This window comes from Affinirhizobium straminoryzae, assembly GCF_007004135.1.
Lineage (GTDB): Bacteria > Pseudomonadota > Alphaproteobacteria > Rhizobiales > Rhizobiaceae > Neorhizobium > Neorhizobium straminoryzae.
Genome location: NZ_VJMG01000056.1, coordinates 13,767 through 31,763, shown reverse-complemented (window position 1 = coordinate 31,763; position 17,997 = coordinate 13,767). Strand labels below are relative to the sequence as shown.

The 17,997-nt window shown below is 64.0% G+C and carries 18 protein-coding genes; 11 read left to right on the top strand and 7 right to left on the bottom strand.

Going from position 1 to position 17,997, the window contains the following annotated elements; all coding sequences use genetic code 11:
- Positions 1 to 7: 7 nt before the first annotated feature.
- The 7 genes from FNA46_RS18460 (at position 8) to FNA46_RS18430 (ending at position 5,262) form a co-directional block, all read left to right on the top strand.
- Positions 8 to 1,564 (top strand): Na+/H+ antiporter subunit D, encoded by a 1,557-nt coding sequence (locus FNA46_RS18460; protein ID WP_143126678.1) that lies wholly within the window; start codon positions 8 to 10, stop codon positions 1,562 to 1,564.
- Positions 1,561 to 2,034, top strand: coding sequence for a Na+/H+ antiporter subunit E (locus tag FNA46_RS18455; protein WP_143126677.1), 474 nt, complete (start codon positions 1,561 to 1,563; stop codon positions 2,032 to 2,034). Before FNA46_RS18460 ends, FNA46_RS18455 begins: the two co-directional genes overlap by 4 nt.
- A complete protein-coding gene (locus FNA46_RS18450; RefSeq protein WP_185969907.1) occupies positions 2,034 to 2,405 on the top strand; it encodes a cation:proton antiporter in 372 nt (123 codons plus the stop codon). The genes FNA46_RS18455 and FNA46_RS18450 overlap by 1 nt, the downstream gene beginning before the upstream one ends.
- Positions 2,402 to 2,737 carry a monovalent cation/H(+) antiporter subunit G gene (mnhG, locus tag FNA46_RS18445; RefSeq protein ID WP_143126675.1) on the top strand — a complete coding sequence of 112 codons (336 nt, stop codon included), beginning with the start codon at positions 2,402 to 2,404 and terminating at the stop codon, positions 2,735 to 2,737. Before FNA46_RS18450 ends, mnhG begins: the two co-directional genes overlap by 4 nt.
- A gap of 417 nt (positions 2,738 to 3,154) precedes the next feature.
- Positions 3,155 to 3,583 (top strand): Ros/MucR family transcriptional regulator, encoded by a 429-nt coding sequence (locus FNA46_RS18440; RefSeq protein WP_143126674.1) that lies wholly within the window; start codon positions 3,155 to 3,157, stop codon positions 3,581 to 3,583.
- Between the two features lie 421 nt (positions 3,584 to 4,004).
- Complete coding sequence (locus FNA46_RS26440; RefSeq protein WP_246103185.1) at positions 4,005 to 4,430, top strand: helix-turn-helix domain-containing protein; 426 nt, start codon at positions 4,005 to 4,007, stop codon at positions 4,428 to 4,430.
- Positions 4,423 to 5,262, top strand: coding sequence for a DUF6456 domain-containing protein (locus tag FNA46_RS18430; RefSeq protein WP_246103183.1), 840 nt, complete (start codon positions 4,423 to 4,425; stop codon positions 5,260 to 5,262). Before FNA46_RS26440 ends, FNA46_RS18430 begins: the two co-directional genes overlap by 8 nt.
- 34 nt (positions 5,263 to 5,296) lie before the next feature.
- Here FNA46_RS18430 and FNA46_RS18425 read toward each other — a convergent pair whose 3' ends face one another.
- Together FNA46_RS18425 and FNA46_RS18420 are read right to left on the bottom strand one after the other, a co-directional pair.
- Entirely contained in the window at positions 5,297 to 5,716 is a 420-nt protein-coding gene (locus FNA46_RS18425) for a SufE family protein (RefSeq protein ID WP_143126673.1), read from the bottom strand.
- Between the two features lie 165 nt (positions 5,717 to 5,881).
- Positions 5,882 to 6,883, bottom strand: coding sequence for a DUF2336 domain-containing protein (locus FNA46_RS18420; RefSeq protein WP_143126672.1), 1,002 nt, complete (start codon positions 6,881 to 6,883; stop codon positions 5,882 to 5,884).
- Between the two features lie 770 nt (positions 6,884 to 7,653).
- Here FNA46_RS18420 and FNA46_RS18415 point away from each other — a divergent pair.
- Entirely contained in the window at positions 7,654 to 7,842 is a 189-nt protein-coding gene (locus FNA46_RS18415) for a hypothetical protein (protein WP_143126671.1), read from the top strand.
- A 51-nt stretch (positions 7,843 to 7,893) separates the two neighbouring features.
- On the opposite strand, the gene FNA46_RS18410 is transcribed toward FNA46_RS18415, so the two are convergent.
- The 3 genes from FNA46_RS18410 to FNA46_RS18400 all read right to left on the bottom strand — a co-directional run bounded on the left by FNA46_RS18410 (position 7,894) and on the right by FNA46_RS18400 (position 11,296).
- Complete coding sequence (locus FNA46_RS18410; protein WP_143126670.1) at positions 7,894 to 8,457, bottom strand: DUF1254 domain-containing protein; 564 nt, start codon at positions 8,455 to 8,457, stop codon at positions 7,894 to 7,896.
- The gene (locus FNA46_RS18405; RefSeq protein ID WP_143126669.1) at positions 8,450 to 9,037 is read right to left on the bottom strand and encodes a DUF1214 domain-containing protein; all 588 of its coding nucleotides are present in this window, start codon (positions 9,035 to 9,037) and stop codon (positions 8,450 to 8,452) included. The genes FNA46_RS18410 and FNA46_RS18405 overlap by 8 nt, the downstream gene beginning before the upstream one ends.
- Before the next feature lie 75 nt (positions 9,038 to 9,112).
- Positions 9,113 to 11,296 (bottom strand): transglycosylase domain-containing protein, encoded by a 2,184-nt coding sequence (locus FNA46_RS18400; protein WP_185969904.1) that lies wholly within the window; start codon positions 11,294 to 11,296, stop codon positions 9,113 to 9,115.
- A 175-nt stretch (positions 11,297 to 11,471) separates the two neighbouring features.
- Here FNA46_RS18400 and FNA46_RS18395 point away from each other — a divergent pair, with 175 nt between their 5' ends.
- On the top strand, positions 11,472 to 11,939 hold the full coding sequence (locus tag FNA46_RS18395; RefSeq protein ID WP_143126667.1) for a YcgN family cysteine cluster protein: 468 nt from the start codon (positions 11,472 to 11,474) through the stop codon (positions 11,937 to 11,939).
- A gap of 277 nt (positions 11,940 to 12,216) precedes the next feature.
- Here FNA46_RS18395 and FNA46_RS18390 read toward each other — a convergent pair whose 3' ends face one another.
- Positions 12,217 to 13,575, bottom strand: coding sequence for an aminotransferase-like domain-containing protein (locus FNA46_RS18390; RefSeq protein WP_143126704.1), 1,359 nt, complete (start codon positions 13,573 to 13,575; stop codon positions 12,217 to 12,219).
- A gap of 303 nt (positions 13,576 to 13,878) precedes the next feature.
- Between FNA46_RS18390 and FNA46_RS18385 the strand changes: the two genes are divergently transcribed.
- Positions 13,879 to 14,742: a DMT family transporter gene (locus tag FNA46_RS18385; RefSeq protein ID WP_143126666.1), complete on the top strand. Its 864-nt coding sequence runs from the start codon at positions 13,879 to 13,881 to the stop codon at positions 14,740 to 14,742.
- Between the two features lie 111 nt (positions 14,743 to 14,853).
- On the top strand, positions 14,854 to 15,747 hold the full coding sequence (locus FNA46_RS18380; RefSeq protein ID WP_143126665.1) for an NAD-dependent epimerase/dehydratase family protein: 894 nt from the start codon (positions 14,854 to 14,856) through the stop codon (positions 15,745 to 15,747).
- A 450-nt stretch (positions 15,748 to 16,197) separates the two neighbouring features.
- Here FNA46_RS18380 and FNA46_RS18375 read toward each other — a convergent pair whose 3' ends face one another.
- Complete coding sequence (locus FNA46_RS18375) at positions 16,198 to 17,898, bottom strand: RNA-directed DNA polymerase (RefSeq protein ID WP_210245899.1); 1,701 nt, start codon at positions 17,896 to 17,898, stop codon at positions 16,198 to 16,200.
- Between the last annotated feature and the right edge of the window lie 99 nt (positions 17,899 to 17,997).

Below are 17,997 nucleotides of genomic sequence, written 5' to 3'. Positions count from 1 at the left end.
CCCGATCATGGCTGCCACGACCTCCGCCCCCATCGATCTGTCCGCGGCCCTGCAGCTTGCGCCGACGCCTGCCGCCGACTGGCTGGTCATCCTGCCACCGGCGCTGATGATCGGGCTTGGTGCGGTGTTGATGATGCTGCGCCATCGCATCCGCCTGCATGCGCCGATCGCGATCGCCGGCCTTGCCGGGCTGGTGCTGATCGATGCGCTGCTGCTGTGGCGGGTGCTGGCTGTCGGTCCCGTCACCATGGTGATGGGCCGCTGGCTGCCGCCCTTCGGCATTGCCTTTTCCGTCGATGTCTTCGGTGCGGTGATGGCGCTCGTCTCGGCCGTGGTGGCGCTGGCGGCGGCCGTTGCAGCTTGCACCGAGATCGATGACGCGCGCCTGCGCTACGGCTTCTTTCCCTTCCTGCTGCTGCTGATGGCGGGCGTCTCCGGCGCCTTCCTCACCGGCGACATCTTCAACCTCTATGTCTGGTTCGAGGTGCTGCTGATCTCCTCCTTCGGTCTCCTGATCCTCGGGTCGGAGCGGGAGCAGATCGATGGCGCTATGAAATATGCGGTGCTGAACCTCATCGGCACCACGCTGTTCCTGATCGCCGTCGGCTATCTCTATGCGGTGTTCGGCACGCTCAACATGGCGGATCTGGTGCTCAAGGCGCGCAGCATCTCGGGCGCGCCGCTGATGACGCTATCCTGCCTGTTCATCCTGGCCTTCGCCATGAAGGCTGCCGCTTTCCCCGTGAACTTCTGGCTGCCGGCCTCCTATCACACGCCGCGCGTCACGGTCTCTGCCCTGTTCGGCGGCCTGCTGACCAAGGTCGGCATCTATGCCCTGTTGCGCGTCATGGTCATGCTGTTTCCGCTGCAGCTGGAGGAGCTCAGCCTGGTGGTGGCGGTCGTGGCCGCGCTCACCATGCTCGCCGCCGCGCTCGGCATGCTGGCGCAGAACGATCTGAGACGGCTTGCGGGCTATGCGGTGATTGCCGGCATCGGCAACATGATGGCGGGCATCGCGGTCGGCAGCGTGGCCGGGCTTTCGGGTGCGATCTTCTACGCGCTGCATTCGATGCTGGCGATGACGGCGCTCTATCTCGTCATCGGCCGGGCAGCCGCTCTGACCGGCGAATGGACGCTGTCCGCGCAGGGCGGTCTCTACCAGCGGGCACCGGGTTTTGCCTTCGTCTCGCTGGCGCTGTTCTTGGCGGTGGCGGGATTGCCGCCCTTTTCCGGCCTCTGGCCGAAGATCGTGCTGGTGAAGGCCTCGCTTGATATCGGCGCCTGGTGGCTGGCGGGCAGCATTCTTCTCTCCGGCTTTCTCGTGACGATCGCGCTCGCCCGCGTTTTCCTTCTGGTCTACTGGCGCCCCGCGCCCGGACCGCAGGCCGGAGAAGGAACGCTGCCGGCAGCCGCGTTCGGACCGATCCTGGCGCTCGGGCTGCTGATTGTCCTGTTCGGCCTGTTTCCGGAATGGCCGCTCAGCCTCTCTCAGGAGGCGGCTGCGGGCCTGATTGATCCGGCCGCCTATCTCGGTTCTGTCTTTCCCGGCGGAGGTGCGCGATGACCGCCTTTACCTTGAACGTGCTGTTTGCGGTCATCTGGGTCGCTGTCAGCGGCAGCGCAAGCGTGCTGAACCTGCTGTTCGGTTTTGCGGTGTCGGCGCTTTCGATCGGACTGGTGCGGGAGCAGGCGCACGGGGTCAGCTATCTGCGCCGCATCGGCCGCATTCTCTCGCTGCTGGCGCTCTTCCTGCGCGAGCTGGCGCTGTCGGCCTGGAAGGTCGCGGTGCTGGTCACAAGGCCGCGCCTCGTGGTCAGGCCCGGCATCTTTTCCTTTCCGCTCACGGTGGGCCGCGATTTCGAGATCACGCTGCTTGCCAATCTCATCACGCTGACGCCGGGTACGCTCTCCGTCGACGTGTCGGAGGACCGCCGCACGCTCTATGTGCACGCCATCGACTGTTCCGACATCGAAGGCGCCAGGCGGGACATCCGTGAAGGCTTCGAGCGCAAGATCATGGAGGCCTTTCGATGATCACCGAGGCGCTGCTTCTTTCCGCCGGCATCTGGCTGTCTCTGGCCCTGCTGGTCCTGTCCTTTCTCGTCACCGTGGCGCGCGTGATCCGTGGGCCGACGCTGGGGGACCGGGTGGTGGCTCTCGACATGCTGGTCGGGATCGCCATCGGCTTCATCGCCGTCATTGCCATCAAGACCGGCTTCACGCTCTACATCGATGTTGCGATCGCGCTCGGCCTTGTCGGCTTCCTCGCCACCGTGGCGCTGGCCCGCTTCATCCTGGCGCGCGGTGCTGCCGGCGCGGAAGGCGAGGGGGCTGCCATGCGCGGTGAGGACGCCGGCGAACGTCCGGAGAATCGCTCCAAAATGAAACAGGAGAGAAAAGCATGAGCCTTATACTCACGCTGGTGACGGTTCTGCTTCTGGTGGCCGGCAGTGCTTTCGCGCTGATGGGCTCGATCGGCCTGATCCGCTTTCCCGACATGTTTTCCCGCATGCACGCCGCCTCCAAGGCCGGCACCGTCGGCTCTGGCCTGCTCTTGCTCGCGGCAGGGCTTCATTCTGCCGATTTATCCATATTCGCCAGAGCCTTGGCGGGATTTTTCTTCTTCATCCTGACCACGCCCGTCTCGGCCCATCTGCTGGCGCGTGCGGCCCATAAGGCAGGCTATCGGCTCCACCCGTCCTCCGTTGCCGACCATCTTCGTCAGGACAGCCCTTGATAATCAGGGTGCCTCTCATATTTACTTTGGCTTGTCGCCATCTGTGCGATAATCAATCAGTAAGCGCTTAAACTCGTAGGACAAAGTCCCGAATAGAACAAAGTTACGAAGATTGTATTTGGACTTTGCCGCGAACAATGCTAATCGCATTTCAGTAGAGCACGAATATCGACCGCGTTCGGCCAAACTCTTGCCATTGATTTGATGTCCGGGAACGGGCAGTCGGGGCAAAAGGGGACAGGAACAGCGATCGGTATTTTGCACGGCGCGCAAAAATTCGTTCACGCCCGCATGGATCTAGGGGTGGATCCGCTTTCGAAAGAAAAACGGGCATGATCTCGGGTTTTACGCACTGCTCTGCACACGGCGCTGTATCAAGGTGATACAGACGCCAGCGAAACGAACAGGAGATTTGAAATGACCGAAGTCACTGCGGGCAAGGGCTCCGATCTGCTGGTGGAACTCACCGCCGATATCGTGGCCGCCTATGTCAGCAACCATGTCGTCCCGGTGGGCGATCTGTCCAACCTGATTTCCGACGTGCACAGCGCGCTCAGCAACACGTCGTCGCCGGCGCCCGTTCCTGCCGCGGTCGAAAAGCCGAAGCCGCCCGTGCCGATCCGCAAGTCGATCGAAGACGACTACCTGATCTGCCTGGAAGACGGCCTCAAGTTCAAGTCGCTCAAGCGTCACCTGATGACCCATTACAACATGACGCCGGAAGAATATCGCGAGAAGTGGGGCCTGCCGGCCGACTATCCGATGGTGGCTCCGTCCTATGCCGAGGCCCGTTCGCGCCTTGCCAAGGAAATGGGCCTTGGCCAGCGCCGCAAGCGCGCCAAGTAAGATCCATGCCTCCGCCGCTCCCTCTCTGCAAGGGGCGCGGTGATGGCGTGACCCACAAGCGCTGCCGGAGCGGTGTTCGCTCGGGCGGCGTTTTTTTGTGTGGCAGGCACGGATGTCGCCGCGAGCGCGATGATGCGACCGGGGCGATCCTCGTGCGCCGGGAGCGTGGGCGCTTGTGGCTTGCGCTGGCGCGCCTGCCGTGAGAGGCGCCCGATTGTTGCCGGCATGGCCGCGCAGCCTCCGCCGCCGTCCCGCAGATCCCCTCGATTTTGGGAGAGGGGTGAGGATAATCATCCCGAAATTTTAGCGTCTGTCGGAAAATATCCCTGTAAAATCAACGAAACGGTCGCAGGACCCGCTTTTGTTTGTCCCCCGGTTGTGACAAGGGTATATGAATTAATTCCTATTTCGGGAGTTGTTCATGCGAGAGATCGACAGAATTCCACCACTGCCATGTTCCTCCGAGGCGCGCAATGCCGCCGGTCCGGTGCTGGTGCCGCCCTTCGTTCCGCCGGCCACGCTGCCGTTGACGCAGGTCTGCCGCATTGTGCGGCAACTGGTCAGCGAACTGGTGATGGCGATCGGCGACCGCACGAGTTTTCGCCGTGACCGCCGCCGCGCGCTCTGCCATGTCCGGCAGATCGCCATGTATGTCTGCCACGTCACGCTCAGCATTCCGCAGGGTGATATCGGCGATGCCTTCGGGCGGGACCGGTCCACCGTGGGCCATGCCTGCAGCGTGGTGGAGGATCGTCGTGAGGATGCCGCCTTCGATTCTTTCGTCTCGACGATCGAGCGCATGGTGGTTGCCGTTTTCGGCCGTCGCGAGGGTCTGCGTCATGACTGAGGGTTTTGGCAAGGACGGGATCGGCGGCAGTCCTTCTCCCGTATCGCCTGTGGGCAGCAAGGCCCTGGTGCGTCTTTTGAAGCAGGTGGTGCGCGGCCCCTGCCACCTGCCGGAGGGCGCCGAGGCAGACGAGCTGGTGCTCACGGGCGCCTCGGGGCAGGGGCGCCATGCGTCGGAGGTTGTGCAGGCAGCGCTGTCCGCCGGGCTGCTGGAGCGTCAGGGCGAGCGGTTATCGGCCCGGCCGGAGGCGATCGCCTTTCTGCGCAGGCAGCTGGCGGAGGTCGGCGACGAGCCCTTTGCCGGCCAGCACCGTCTCGAGGTCGAGGAGACCGTGGAGGTCGCCCGGGTGCGGCAGGCCGTGCGGCGCAACCTGCTGGAATCGCCGCTTGCTGCGCTGGTGCGGCTGAAGGATCGCGACGGAAAGCCCTTCTTCGGTGAGGAGGCGATCGCGGCGGGCGAGCGGCTGGCCGCCGACTTCGAGCGCGGGCAGCTGACACCGCGCGTCACCGCCAGCTGGGAGCCGCGGCTTGCCCAGCGCATGGCGGGCGAGCGGGGCGGTCTTCAGGATCTGTCCGATACCGCGCTGGCCGCAAGGCTTCGCGTCAACCGCGCCGTGGAGGCCATGGGCCCGGATCTGTCCGGCGTGGCGCTCGATGTCTGCTGCTTCTGCAAGGGGCTGGAACTGGTGGAGAGGGAGCGGGGCTGGCCGGTGCGTTCCGCCAAGCTGATGCTGCGCACGGCCCTTCTGGCGCTGGCGCGGCATTATGCGCCACCGCCCGGACGTCCGCGCCGCCATGCCTGGGGCGCGGAGGATTTTCGCCCGCAGCTGTAAGGTCGGACATTTCGGGCGAAGGCCGGGGATGGGGTCAGGCCGCTGTCAGCGCCTGCGCCTCGTCCCGGATACGCTTCACCATGGAACGCAGGCCGTTGGCGCGCTGCGAGGAGAGGTTCTCCACCAGACCGAGGCGATTGAACACCTCGAACACGTCGGATGTCGCGATCTGCGAGGCCGTCTTGCCGGAATAGGCGGCCAGCACGATCGCCACCAGGCCGCGCACGATATGCGCGTCTGAATCGCCTTCGAAGGTCAGCACGGGATCGGCTCCTTCGCCACGATGGGTCACCAGCCAGACCTGGCTTGCGCAGCCGTTGACCTTGTTCTCGGCCGTTCGCTTGTCCTCCGGCAGATCCGGCAGCGCCTTGCCGAGTTCGATCACATAGCGATAGCGATCCTCCCAGTCGTCGAGAAAGGCAAAATCGTCGATGATCTGGTCAATGCTGGTCATGGCGGCTCCGTTGGGCTCCCCGGCAGGCGCAAGGCCCGGCGGCTCGCCTGCGGGCGCCCGCGCGCAGCCGCGGTTCGATGCCCCTCATATAAGGGGTGGCGCGCGCAAGGAAAACCTCGGCGCAGGGAGAGAAACAGGTTTATCGCGGCATGGGCAGGGCGTGCCTTACCGGGCAACCCGGAAGCGCGGCGCCAGACCTGCGACGCGCTTTTCGGTCTGCGGCGCGCTGGTCTCCGCCACGGTCGGTGTCACGGGTTCTGCATAGGTGTAGCGGTCGGCGCGGCGCCAGGCTTCGAGGTGGCGGCCGCACTCGTCTTCCTCGAGCGACTCCCAGAGGATCTGGCCGCGGGTCGTATCGCCGATCACGTCCTTCAGATGCGTGTAGAAGCGCTCCAGCACGAACAGCGCTTCGGTTTCCCCCATGGCAAGGCCCTTCAGCGTGGTGGCGAGCTGATGGCCGGAGACATCAAGCAGGATGCGTTCGGCGAGCCAGCGGCTGGCCGACAGCGTATCGGCCAGCGTGGTGGCAAAGCTGTCGGCATCGCGTTCGCGGGCAAAGCGCACGAGAAGCGCCTCCTGCACCTCGGTCAGGCTGCGCAGGCCCAGCCGGTCGCCCGGTGCGCGGTTGAGATGCGCGGCAAGCCCCTTGATCTGCTGGCGCAAGGCCTCCTCGCGGGCAAGGCGTGCCTCTTCCGGCCCGTCGGCCAGCTTTGCGGGGACGGAAAGGGTCGGTTCGGCGCCGGCCACGCGGTTGGCGGAGGCATCCTGCGCCGGTTCGCCGGGCGCTGTCCTGCGGGCGTGGCGAAGACCGACCAGGGCGTCGATGACCTTCGGCGACAGGTTCTCGCGCCGGACAATGGCGCGGGCATGATCGGCCCCTTGCGTGCGGGCAATGGTGATCAGCATCTCGTCGGTCAGGCAGGCGGACCCGATCAGAAAGGGAGCGGCGACGGATACAGGCTGGCTGGCGATGAAGAAGGCAACGGCGGGCGGAATGTGCAGGGAGCGGGAGAGAGCGGCAACGGCCTGGCGGCGTGCCTCGTCGCCGGAGGCCTGGAAAAGAGGCGTGAACAGTTCCGCAAACTGACGGAGTTCCGATTTCGTCGGGCGCTCGAGTTCCTCGAAACTCGTGACCGTGGCCATCAGCACCACATCCTTTCTGCGCATGGCCTGCGGCCTCTCAAGTTCACGATACCGGTCCACGGTCCTATCCACCGACGCATTACAAACGATACAAGGCTCAGAGCGTGCGCGCGGCCCCCGGAGCGGCCGTCGTCCTGTCCTCTGGACGGGCAAATCGATGACGGCAGGGCAGCACCGGGTGCAAGGCACGCCACCACCGTCATGGCATGGTTAAGCCATGTTACGGAAATGAGGTTAATGGCTGGTGAAGAGGTTTCTCCCGCCGGCACAGGTCCGCCGCCGTCCGTGCCATGGCAGGCCATGCAGCCAGGCCGTAAAACGCAGGGACTCCTGGCCGGGTGCCCGTCGTCTGGCGGCAGGCTGCGATGCCGGATTGTCCCGGAAATCCCGACAATCCCTTGGTTTTCCACAGGCAAGCTCGACAGGATGAAGGGGCATTGCCGCAACACCCGGCCACAGCCGTCGCTTTCTCCCATTCCCGCCCGAGAGGGGCGGCCCCGCTTAGCAAATTGTTAACGGCGTTATGGCTGTATTTCAGGAGGGACGCATAAACGATTCTGCAAGATCCTGTTTCGGGATGAACCGGTTTGACCCCGGTTCGATAAACATGCAGCGCCGTGAAACCGTGAAGGGTTCCATGCGTTTCCCTTGGCGCAGATCCCCGGATACCGGAAGGCTCCGGGGCTGACGAGAAAGGCGCAGATGCCTCGGGCACGAGGTGCGCCGGCCCCGGCTTGGGGCAGGGTGAAATCGGTCCGTCCTTCATCCGTCTCGAACTCTTGATGGAGACGAGCATGGCAGAGATCGTGGTGATGAATGCATGGCGGGCAGAGCATAAAGGCCGCAGGCCGCAGCCCCCATCCCGTATGCCGGAGGCGCGTGATGCGGCCGTGCTGCTGTTTACCGGCGTGCGCTACGAGCGGCGCGAGGAGATGAGCCACCGGCTGATGGACGAACTGACCTTGCGCGCAGACAGCCAGTAAGGCATCGCGAGACACAGAGGGGATAAAGGCGCACCGACAGGTCGCGTCCTCTCAGCGTGCCGTCTGGGGAGCCGCCGAAAGCGGCAGGCATCCGGCGCCGTTCAGGAACTCGCTTGTCTGCGGGCGAAAACTTGCCTGCGGCGCCATGGCCCGCAGAACCGCATAGCCCTGCGTCTGCTGTGTCTCGACGATGATCGACTGGGCCAGGGTCGGCGCCTGTGCCTTGCGCAGCCGGGTGGCCTGCACGGGTGTCGCAAGGATCACGTCCAGCGCGCCATCGACGGCAGTACGATCATTGATGCTGAAGGTTTCGTTCGATGCGGCGTCGAAGGTGGCGAGCGACCAGAACGGCACCTCGCCGCTCGCCGTCAGCTGGACCGGCCCCTCATCCAGATCGAAGGCGCAGACGGCAATATCGAGGAACGGATCGGTGCGGCCGAGACCGGCCGGATCGCGCCCCGGCCCCAGCACATGGAATTCGAAGGACGGCCCCTCGCGCAGCACCCGGCTATAGGCATCCCGTTCGCTGTAATAGGGCAGGGCGAGAATGATCACCAGATGCAGCAGACCGGCACCCACGAGACCGGTCAGGATGGCGAGCAGAACTTTAAGCATGGCCACACCCGATGCGGTCGATGCGCGGCATGGCGAGGTCGATCAGACCGGAACTGCCGGCCGTCGGCGTGTCGAGCAGCGTCAGCACCAGCCGGAAGGGCTTTTGCGCCTCCACGGCCAGCCAGTTGCCGGGTTCGGCGGTTGCGGCTACCGTGATGACGAAGCTGCCGTTCTGCTCGCGCAGCACGCTGCGGGAATTCAGCGCCACCGGCAATCCGTCGGACGCATTCGGCAGCCGGTCCTCGCTGCCCGTGGCAAACAGCGTCCACAGCCTTGCCTGCGGCGTCTGGCCGGAAACCAGATAGGTGCAGTTGCCGTTCAGCCGCTCGCCTTTCTCGTCCGTCGCCGCCGTGAAGCTCAGGCCCTCCGCGCTGCCATAGAGCAGGCGCCCGCCATTGGCGCGGTGCGCCTTGGCATAGGGATCGGCATTGACCGTCTGCGCCTCGGGAAAGGCCTCCCAGGCACCGAGCCGGATCGCGCCGAAGCCGGTCGTGGCATCAAGCGCCACCCGCGTCGAACCGATGCCGACGCCAAAGGCGACGATCAGGGCGAGCGCAACGAGAAGGGGCAGGCGAAACAAAAGCGGTTCAACCTCTGTGGTTCAGGGTGATGAGCGGTAGCACTGTTTGCCGCGCGGGAAAATGGCGAAGGTCGGTTATCGCTCCACGCTCGCGCCGATCGCCGCGGGCGTCGCTTCCGCCATCTTCTGGGCAGGCAGCGGCGGGGCGGTTGCGAGATCGCGCGCGATGCGGCGCAGAAGGCGCGTGCTGTCGGCCGATAGCGATCGCGGGCGGCTGAGGGCCGGCGGGCCGGGTTCCGCGCCCTTGGCGGCAACGGGGGTGCCGGTCGCGTGGTTGCCGTTCGGCAGCGGGTTGTCGATGCCGGGGATCGGCTTCAGCTCGATGCCCTGATGGGCGTAATCCATCAGCTTCTTGAAGGTCATCGCCGGCAGCGAGCCGCCCGTCATGTTGTTGGTCGAGGTGAAGTCGTCATTGCCGAACCAGACGGCGGCCGTGTAATTGCCGGTGAAGCCGATGAACCAGGCATCGCGATAGGCCTGCGAGGTGCCCGTCTTGCCGGCGGTGACGATGCCACCATCGAGGGCCGCCCGCCGCGCGGTGCCGATCACCGGGATCTGGGTGAGGATACGGTTCATCGAGGCCATGGCCTGTTCGCTGACGACGCGCCGGGCAGGCTGCTCGTCGCGGTCGAAATCGTAGAGCACGTCGCCCTCGTAATCCATCACCTGGGCAATGCCGTGGCGCCGCGTCTGCAGCCCGCCGGAGGGCATCACCGCATAGGCGGTGGCCTGATCCATGACGGTGACTTCCGAGGTGCCGAGCGGAATGGTCTTGTCGGTGCGCAGCGGGGTCTCGACGCCCATCTTCTTCGCCGTCTCGACGATCACGTCGATGCCGAGTTCCTCCTTGGCAAGCCGCACCGGCACGGTGTTGAGCGATTGCGCCATGGCCGTCAGCAGGCTGACGCGGCCCTTGTAGGAGCGGGCATAATTCTGTGGCGACCAGCCGCGCCAGGTGATCGGCGCATCGGAAATCATCGTGTCCGGCGTAAAACCATGCTCCATCGCCGCCGTATAGGTATAGAGCTTGAAGGAGGAACCCGGCTGGCGCAGCGCCTTGGTGGCGCGGTTGAACTGGCTTTCGCCGTAATCGCGCCCGCCCACCATGGCGCGCACGGCCCCGCCGGTCTCGATCATCACCAGCGCGCCCTGCTTGACCTTGTAGCTGTCGCCATATTCGCGCAGCGAGCTTTCCACCGCATCGTCGGCCGCCTGCTGCAACCCCATGTCGATGGTGGTGCGCACGATGACGGAATGCTTCTTCAGCCGGCCATCTGCCGCCAGCCGCTGCACCTCGTCAAAGGCCCAGTCGAGAAAGTAATCCGGCGCCGGCTGTTCGGCCCGGTCGATGACGCTGGCCGGATTGCGCCGTGCCGCCACCACCTGGCCCTCGGTCATCAGTCCGCCCTGCACCAGATTGGTCAGCACCTCGTTGGCACGCGCGCGCGCCGCCGGCAGGTTGACATGCGGCGCATATTTGGCCGGCGCCTTGAACAGGCCGGCCAGCATCGCGGCCTCCGCAAGGTTCACATCGGTGATGTTCTTGCCGAAATAGAACTGTGCCGCAGCGGCTGCCCCGAACGTGCCGCCGCCCATATAGGCGCGGTCGAGATAAAGCCGCAGGATCTCCTTCTTCGACAGGTTCGCCTCCAGCCAGAGCGCCAGGAAGGCTTCCTTGATCTTGCGCTCCAGCGAGCGCTCGTTGGTGAGAAACAGGTTCTTGGCGAGCTGCTGGGTCAGCGTCGAGCCGCCCTGCACCACGCCGCCTGCCTTGGCGTTCTCGTTGAGCGCGCGGGCGAGGCCTAGAAAATCGATGCCGAAATGGCTGAAGAAGCGGCGGTCCTCGGTCGCCAGCACCGCCTTGACCAGATGATCCGGCAGCTTGTCGATCGGCACCGAATCCTCGTGGATGATGCCGCGATGGCCGATCACGTTGCCGTAGCGATCAAGGAAGGTCACGGCGAAATCGCCATGGTTGCGCCAGTCCTTCTTGGTTTCCTCGAAGGCCGGCAGCGCCAGCGCGAGCAGCAGCACGCAGCCCGCCGTGCCGAAGGTCATTGCCTCGTCGGCCAGTTCCACCACCACCCGCTTCCAGCCGCGCACGCGAAACCGGCGCGAAAAGATGGTGATTTCCTCCCAGATCTCGGCGGCCCGGAAGCCTGCCGTCCAGATGGTGGAATCGATCCAGCTGTCGATGCGCAGCAGCAGATGCCGCCTGCGGCGACGCTTGCTTCGGGAAGGATGGGGATCGTCCTGCACCTTGGAAATTCCTTGCTGGGACCCGGACGGCTTGACGCATCCCGCACGAAGCAGGAAAAGCCTTCACCAACCGCTTACGGCGAAAATGGCTGACAAATGGTTGACGCCGGGGCAGGCGACAGCGCTTTGCCGCCCCCTCCTTCAGACTTTGATCAGCCGGTGCTAAAAAGACAAGATGGAAAACCAGTTCTGGAAAACGAAACGCCTGGACGAAATGACCCAGGCCGAATGGGAAAGCCTCTGCGACGGCTGCGGCCTCTGTTGTCTCAACAAGCTGGAGGACTGGGACACCGGCGAGGTGGCCTTCACCTCGGTGGCCTGCCGGCTGCTGGACGGGCAAAGCTGTCGCTGCAAGGACTACGAGAACCGCCAGGAAACGGTGCCGGACTGCATCCAGCTGACGGTGGAAAGCCTGCACGAAATCCCCTGGCTGCCGCCCACCTGCGGCTATCGCCTGGTGCGCGACGGCGAGGACCTCTACTGGTGGCACCCGCTGATCTCCGGCGACCCCGACACCGTGCACCAGGCCGGTATTTCCGCGCAAGGCCGCACCATTTCCGAGGAGGAGGTGGATGTCGACGATTTCGAGGATTACCTCGTGGACTGGCCGCTGACGGTGGGGGAGACCGCGAAGGCGCGGTGATCGAATGCGTGACATTCGAGGTAATATGCGCGAAGGCCCCCTCTTGCTGCCGCGTTTGTCGCGGCAATCGGTTGACTGGATCGATTGCCTCGCTTCGGAAAACGCTCCTCACCCGGCCACAAGGGAGACGGTTTGAGGCACCCGCCCGGGCCTTGATCGGCTTCGGCGGGTCGGCTGGGTTACAGTCCTTCTCTTGGTGGGCAGGAGCCTTGTTTCAGATGGAATAGCCTTGTCTTGTGGCGGTGATGGCTGCCGCCAGAGGGGCCTTCTGATGCCCTCACGCGCCCCGCATCGCCGCCTTCAGCACCTCCGGCAGGCGGGGATCGGTCATCTGGGTCACGTTGAAGCGCATCAGGTTCGGCGCAGAGAGCGTCGGGCTGAACACGTTGCCGGGGGCAAGCACCGTGCCCTGGGACAGGGCGGCTTCCGCCATGGCGACGGCATCGACGCCGTCCGGCAGGCGGCACCAGAGGGTGAAGCCGCCGCGGGGCAGAAGCACGGGGGAGATGCCGAGCGGGGCAAGCATCTGCACCGCCGTCCGCCTTGCACCCGCCAGCCGGCGGCGCAGGTCGTCCAGGTGTTTGCGGTAGGAGCCGCCGGTCAGAAGTTCCGCCAGAACTGCTGCCACGAAGGGGCTCGGGCCGCTGAAATGGCCGGCCACCTGCAGGTCGGTCAGCGGCGCGATCCAGTCGGCCCGGGCGGCGATATAGCCGGTGCGCAGCGAAGCCGAGATCGTCTTTGAAAAGCTGCCGATGCGGATGACGTTGGAGAGCCCGTCGAGGGCGGCCAGCCTCGGCGAGGGGTCCGGTTCGTAATCGGCAAAGATATCGTCCTCCACGATCGGCATGTCGTATCGGGCGGCGCTCGCCACGATCCGGTGGGCCACCTGCGGCAGGAGCGAGGCGCCGGTCGGATTGTGGAGGGCGGCATTGGTGAGGTAGAGGCGCGGCCGTTCCCGCGCCACGACCGCTTCGAAGGCTGCCGGATCCGGCCCGCCCGGCAGGAAGGGCACGCTGAGGATGCGCGCCTGATGCGCCTTCAGCAGGGCCTGGAAATTGAAGAAGCAGGGATCGTCCACCAGCACCGGATCGCCCGGCCTCAGCAGCAGGCGGCAGACGAGATCCAGCGCCTGCGTGGCCGAGGTGGTGAGCAGGATCTGCTCCGGCGGCGCGGCAAGCCCTTCCTCGGAAAGCCGGGCGGCAATCACCCTGCGCAGCGACGGCGCGCCGAGCGTCGGGCTATACTCCATCAGCAGCCGCGTTTCGCCGCGCGCCACCTGGCGCAGCGCCTTGCGCAGCGCTGCCTCCGGCATCCAGTCGGCCGGCAGCCAGCCGCAGCCGGGTTTCGGCCGGTCGCCAGCCGCATCGAGCGATTGCCGCGTGACCCAGAAGGGATCGACCGCGCGGGCGGCAGGGCTTTGCATCTCCGTCAGCGAGAGCGGGGGGGCGGCCCCCGAGGCCACAAAGAAGCCCGCGCCGCGCCGGGCGCGGATCTGCCCCTCCGCCGCCAGCCGGTCATAGGCCTCCACCACGGTGGAGGGCGAAACGCCGAGGCTTGCCGCCAGCCCCCGGATCGAGGGCAGCCGGTCGCCGGGGCCGAGCGCGCGGGCGGCGATGCGCAGGCGGATCGTTTCCATCACGAGACGGGTGCGCCCCAGGGGAGACGCGAGGGGGGAGGCGAGGGGAAAGGAGGAGGGAGAGGCGGCGGCCGCATCCGGAACCATCGGGGCGCTGCGGGCAGACGCGGTCGGCATCGGTGTCCTCATGGTGTTGGCCGGCGACGGATGCGCCGGCCGGCGGGGATGGCCGGATGGCGCATCGTGATGGAGTGCACTGTATGGCAGGAATTATCCATACAGTTTGGCGAAATTGTACGGTACTGTATCTCGGCGGCAAGCCCCTGTCCTGTGAAAATGAAGGCCTCATCTGCGAGGGTTTTCATGCACACATCCTTCCGCGGCGTCGGCAGCGGTCTGCTGGGCGTCATCATTTTCAGCGGTTCGCTGCCGGCCACGCGCGTGGCGGTCAGCGATCTTGCGCCGCTGTTCCTCACCTCGGCGCGTGCGGTGATTGCCGCGCTGATCGGCGCGGCGCTGCTGCTGGTCATGCGGGAAAAGAAGCCGGCGCGGGCCGATCTCGTGCCGCTTGCCGTCGTGGCGCTCGGCGTCGTCGTCGGCTTTCCGCTTCTGACGGCGCTCGCGCTGCAGACCATCACGTCGGCCCATTCCATCCTGTTCATCGGGCTTCTGCCGCTCGCCACCGCCGGCTTTGCGGTGCTGCGCGGGGCGGAGCGGCCGCGCCCGCTGTTCTGGCTGTTTTCCGGCCTCGGCAGCGCCTGCGTGGTGGGTTTTGCGCTGGCGAAGGGCGGGGAGGGCGCGCTTGCGGGCGATCTTCTGATGTGCGCGGCAATCCTGCTCTGCGGGCTGGGCTACGCGGAAGGTGCAAAGCTCTCACGAAAACTCGGCGGCTGGCAGGTGATCTGCTGGGCGCTGCTGATCGCGCTGCCGGTGATGACGGTGATGGCGGCGCTGACGCTGCCGGCCTCGTTTGCCACCATCTCGGCCCCGGCCTGGGCGGGGCTCGCCTATGTTTCGGTGTTCAGCATGATGGTGGGCTTCATCTTCTGGTATCGGGGACTGGCGCTCGGCGGCACGGCGGCGATCGGCCAGCTGCAGCTGCTGCAGCCCTTCTTCGGCCTGCTTCTGGCGGCGCTCGTGCTGGGGGAAGCGGTCAGCCCCGCCATGCTGGCGGTGACGCTCTGCGTTGTGGCCTGCGTGGCCGGCGCCCGCCGCTTTGCCCGCTGACGCCGGCTTCCGCCCCGGCCGCCTCATATCACGCTGAGGGACGATCCTCTTCCCATCCGCCGGCCCATCCCCTATCTCTGCCCGACAGCATCAAACGGGAGGCGTTTTACCATGGGCAAGCGGATCATTTTCACCGGCGGCAGCGGCAAGGCGGGGCGGCATGTGGTGCCCTATCTGCAGGAAAAGGGGCACCGGGTGCTGAACCTCGACCTCAAACCCTTTCCGGGCGAGGGTGTGGAGACGCTGATCACCGACCTCACCCATTCCGGCGAAGTGTTCAACGCGCTCTCCCAGCATTTTGGCTTTGACGGGCTGGAAACGGGGGATGGCCCGGCCAAGGTGGATGCCGTGGTGCATTTTGCCGCCGTGCCGCGCATTCTCATCCAGCCCGACAACACCACCTTTGCCGCCAACACGCTCTCCACCTACAATGTCATCGAGGCGGCGATGAAGCTCGGCATCCGGAAGGTCGTCATCGCCTCCAGCGAAACCACCTATGGCGTATGCTTTGCGGAAGGCGACAAGGATTACCACCAGTTCCCGCTGACGGAAGACTATGACGTGGACCCCATGGACAGCTACGGCCTTTCCAAGGTGGTGAACGAGAAGACGGCGCGCGCCTTTGCCATGCGCTTCAAGGCAGACATTTATGCGCTGCGCATCGGCAATGTCGTCTCGCCCGAGGATTACGCGAACTTTCCGCAGTATCTCGCCAACCCGCCGATGCGCAAGCGCAATGCCTGGAGCTATATCGACGCCCGCGATCTCGGCCAGATCGTCGATCTCTGCCTGGGCAAGGACGGCCTCGGCTTCCAGGTGTTCAACGCCGTCAACGACACGATCACCGCCGACGAACCCACCCGCGATTTCCTTGCCCGATGGGCCCCCGGCACCCCGATCACCGGTTCGCTCGACGGTTTTGAGGCGCCGATCAGCAATGCCAAGATCCGCGACGTGCTGGGTTTTCGCGAGGAACACGACTGGCGGAACTATGTGACGCGGTAGGTTTTTGTGGGGGGCAGGACAGTTGCGGCGCGCCCCCCTCATTCGCCCTTCGGGCACCTTCTCCCCGCTGGGGAGAAGGGATCAATCGCGCCGTCTGCGCCCTCTATCGAAACTCTAACCATTTGCGGCACGGGCTCGCTTTTCCCCTCTCCCCTCGGGGAGAGGTCTGCCGAGCAAAGCGGAGGCGGGGTGAGGGGGCGGAATGGCAGGACAACCGATTTACGGCTGTTATCTGGCTGGTTTGCGTGTCGGGTTTGGGCCTCCTTAACAGTCGTAGGGTCAGCCTTTGTCTGTGGCCGAAAGCGGACTCGGTTCCTGCTTTGATCAGGGGCTCTGGATCCTGGTCGTCTCCGACACGGTGTATCGGCTCAGCTTCGGCGCGAAGCGGTTTTTCAGTTCCTCAGCCGAAAGTACATCGAAGTGGACAGATGCTTCCTTGGGGCAAGTGAGTTAGATCCCGAGACGCTTGGCTATGGCCTTGTAGTAGCTGTCTTCGAAGGCAAGGGAATGATTCGTTCTCAAGGTCGCAATCCAAGCGGGCGGTGCGGCGGGGTTTCTCAATGCCGATATGAGACAAAGGAATTTCGCGTGCGTTATACCAGTTCCGCGGGACGGATTAGGCGCCTTTAGGGCGTCGAACATTGCTTTGAAGGTAGGGAGGTCCTTGGCAAGATTCATATGGAACTTATAGGCCTCGCGCACTCCGGCGTTCAGAGTGTCCGCAAGAAGGTTTCTTAGGGGGGCCTCTTCGGGTGAACCCAGAAACAAAGGAAAGAACGATGCCGCGAGGCGTCCCAGCCGGTCATGTGGGGCCCAGACTTTGCGGGTATCTTGAAGAGTCGCAAGAAGCTGGGCTGGCGTTCCATATTTCGATTGGAGCCAAAGCCTTGAATAGACTCCAAAATAGCTCTGCGGACTGTTACTTTCGATGACGGTTTCAAGCATAGGGTGACAGCGCCTTGTTTTGACGAGGGTCTCAACAAGATAATTCGCCATATCGACCATTGCGGCGTCGTCCACAAGAAGACCTGACTGACCTGCCCTCGCTAAAACACTTGCCACCGACGGCGTCAGAGGGCGGCTTCTTATTAACGCATAAACATTTTCCCGGACGGCCGGACGTCGCTTAATCAGGTCTTCTAGGACTTCCGGTTTCACGATAGCGCCGGTTTTTGTCGCAAGACCCAGCCACCGTTTCAGGACCTTTTCGCCGTTTCCGGCGTCGAATGATTTTTTACGGATTCCTAGCCGTACTCTGGCTTCAACAAGGGCGCGCTGCCTGTCCAACGGAAGCCCGTGTTTTAGGCGATGGTCGACACTTGCCTGTACCGTATCTAGGCGAGCGTTTTCGAGAATACAAAAATGCCGTATAGCCTCGGATTGGGTAAGGATTACTGTTTTCCCGCTGTTCAAACGAACCTGTTTCGTCTGGAGGACAAGATCAACTGTCTTCAAGGCCCGCTTGGCGTCGACGATCGTATCGACGCCAATGTCGATATCGTCCATGTAACGCACGAAGTCTCGCCCGGGGTCGCTGGCGAGGTAGGAATCTAGCTCATAGAGGAAGCAATGCGCGAGTAAGCGGGGTGCATCAAGATTGATTTGCGGTAAACCGACCTCGATGCGAGGAGTGTAGTCAGGTTGCCAAAGCAGATCGCCGAGAACGTAGATCAGCATATCGAGCACACATTCGTCGACGCCACTGATTGAAGCGATCGCGTTTCGAAGATGAACGTAGGAAATGCTGTCGTAATAATTTGCGATGTCCGTCACTACGATGAACTTGCGGGTCTTGGAGAATTCAAAAAGCTCTTTCTGGAAATTCAGCCAAGCTGCGAACGTGCCATAACCACTCGGGGGAGAAGAGAACTTGTGATCCTTCGGCTCAAAGAACGCCTTGCTCGTAGGTGCCTTGCCTTTGATCTCAGAATAAAGGGCATCAGATAAGCACTGTAGAACGATGGCATCCCGTACACTTGGAATGACGAGCTGCCTACAAAGACCTTTGCTTTTTTCTACTAGTATTCGTTGTGCCTTCTGTGGAGCGTAATCGCCTGACAATATCAGGTGTGAAAGTTTTTGGCTCTCTATTTTGCGCGATACGTGAAAATCGAAGTTCTCAATGCCATCGCAAATGAATTGATCTCGCATGGAGAATCTGACTTTCTCCCTCCAAATCCTTTCGATGTTCTGTGCCGAAAAGATCGCACGCAGTTTCCTGGCGCGTATGTCAAAGCGGGGAGATCTCAT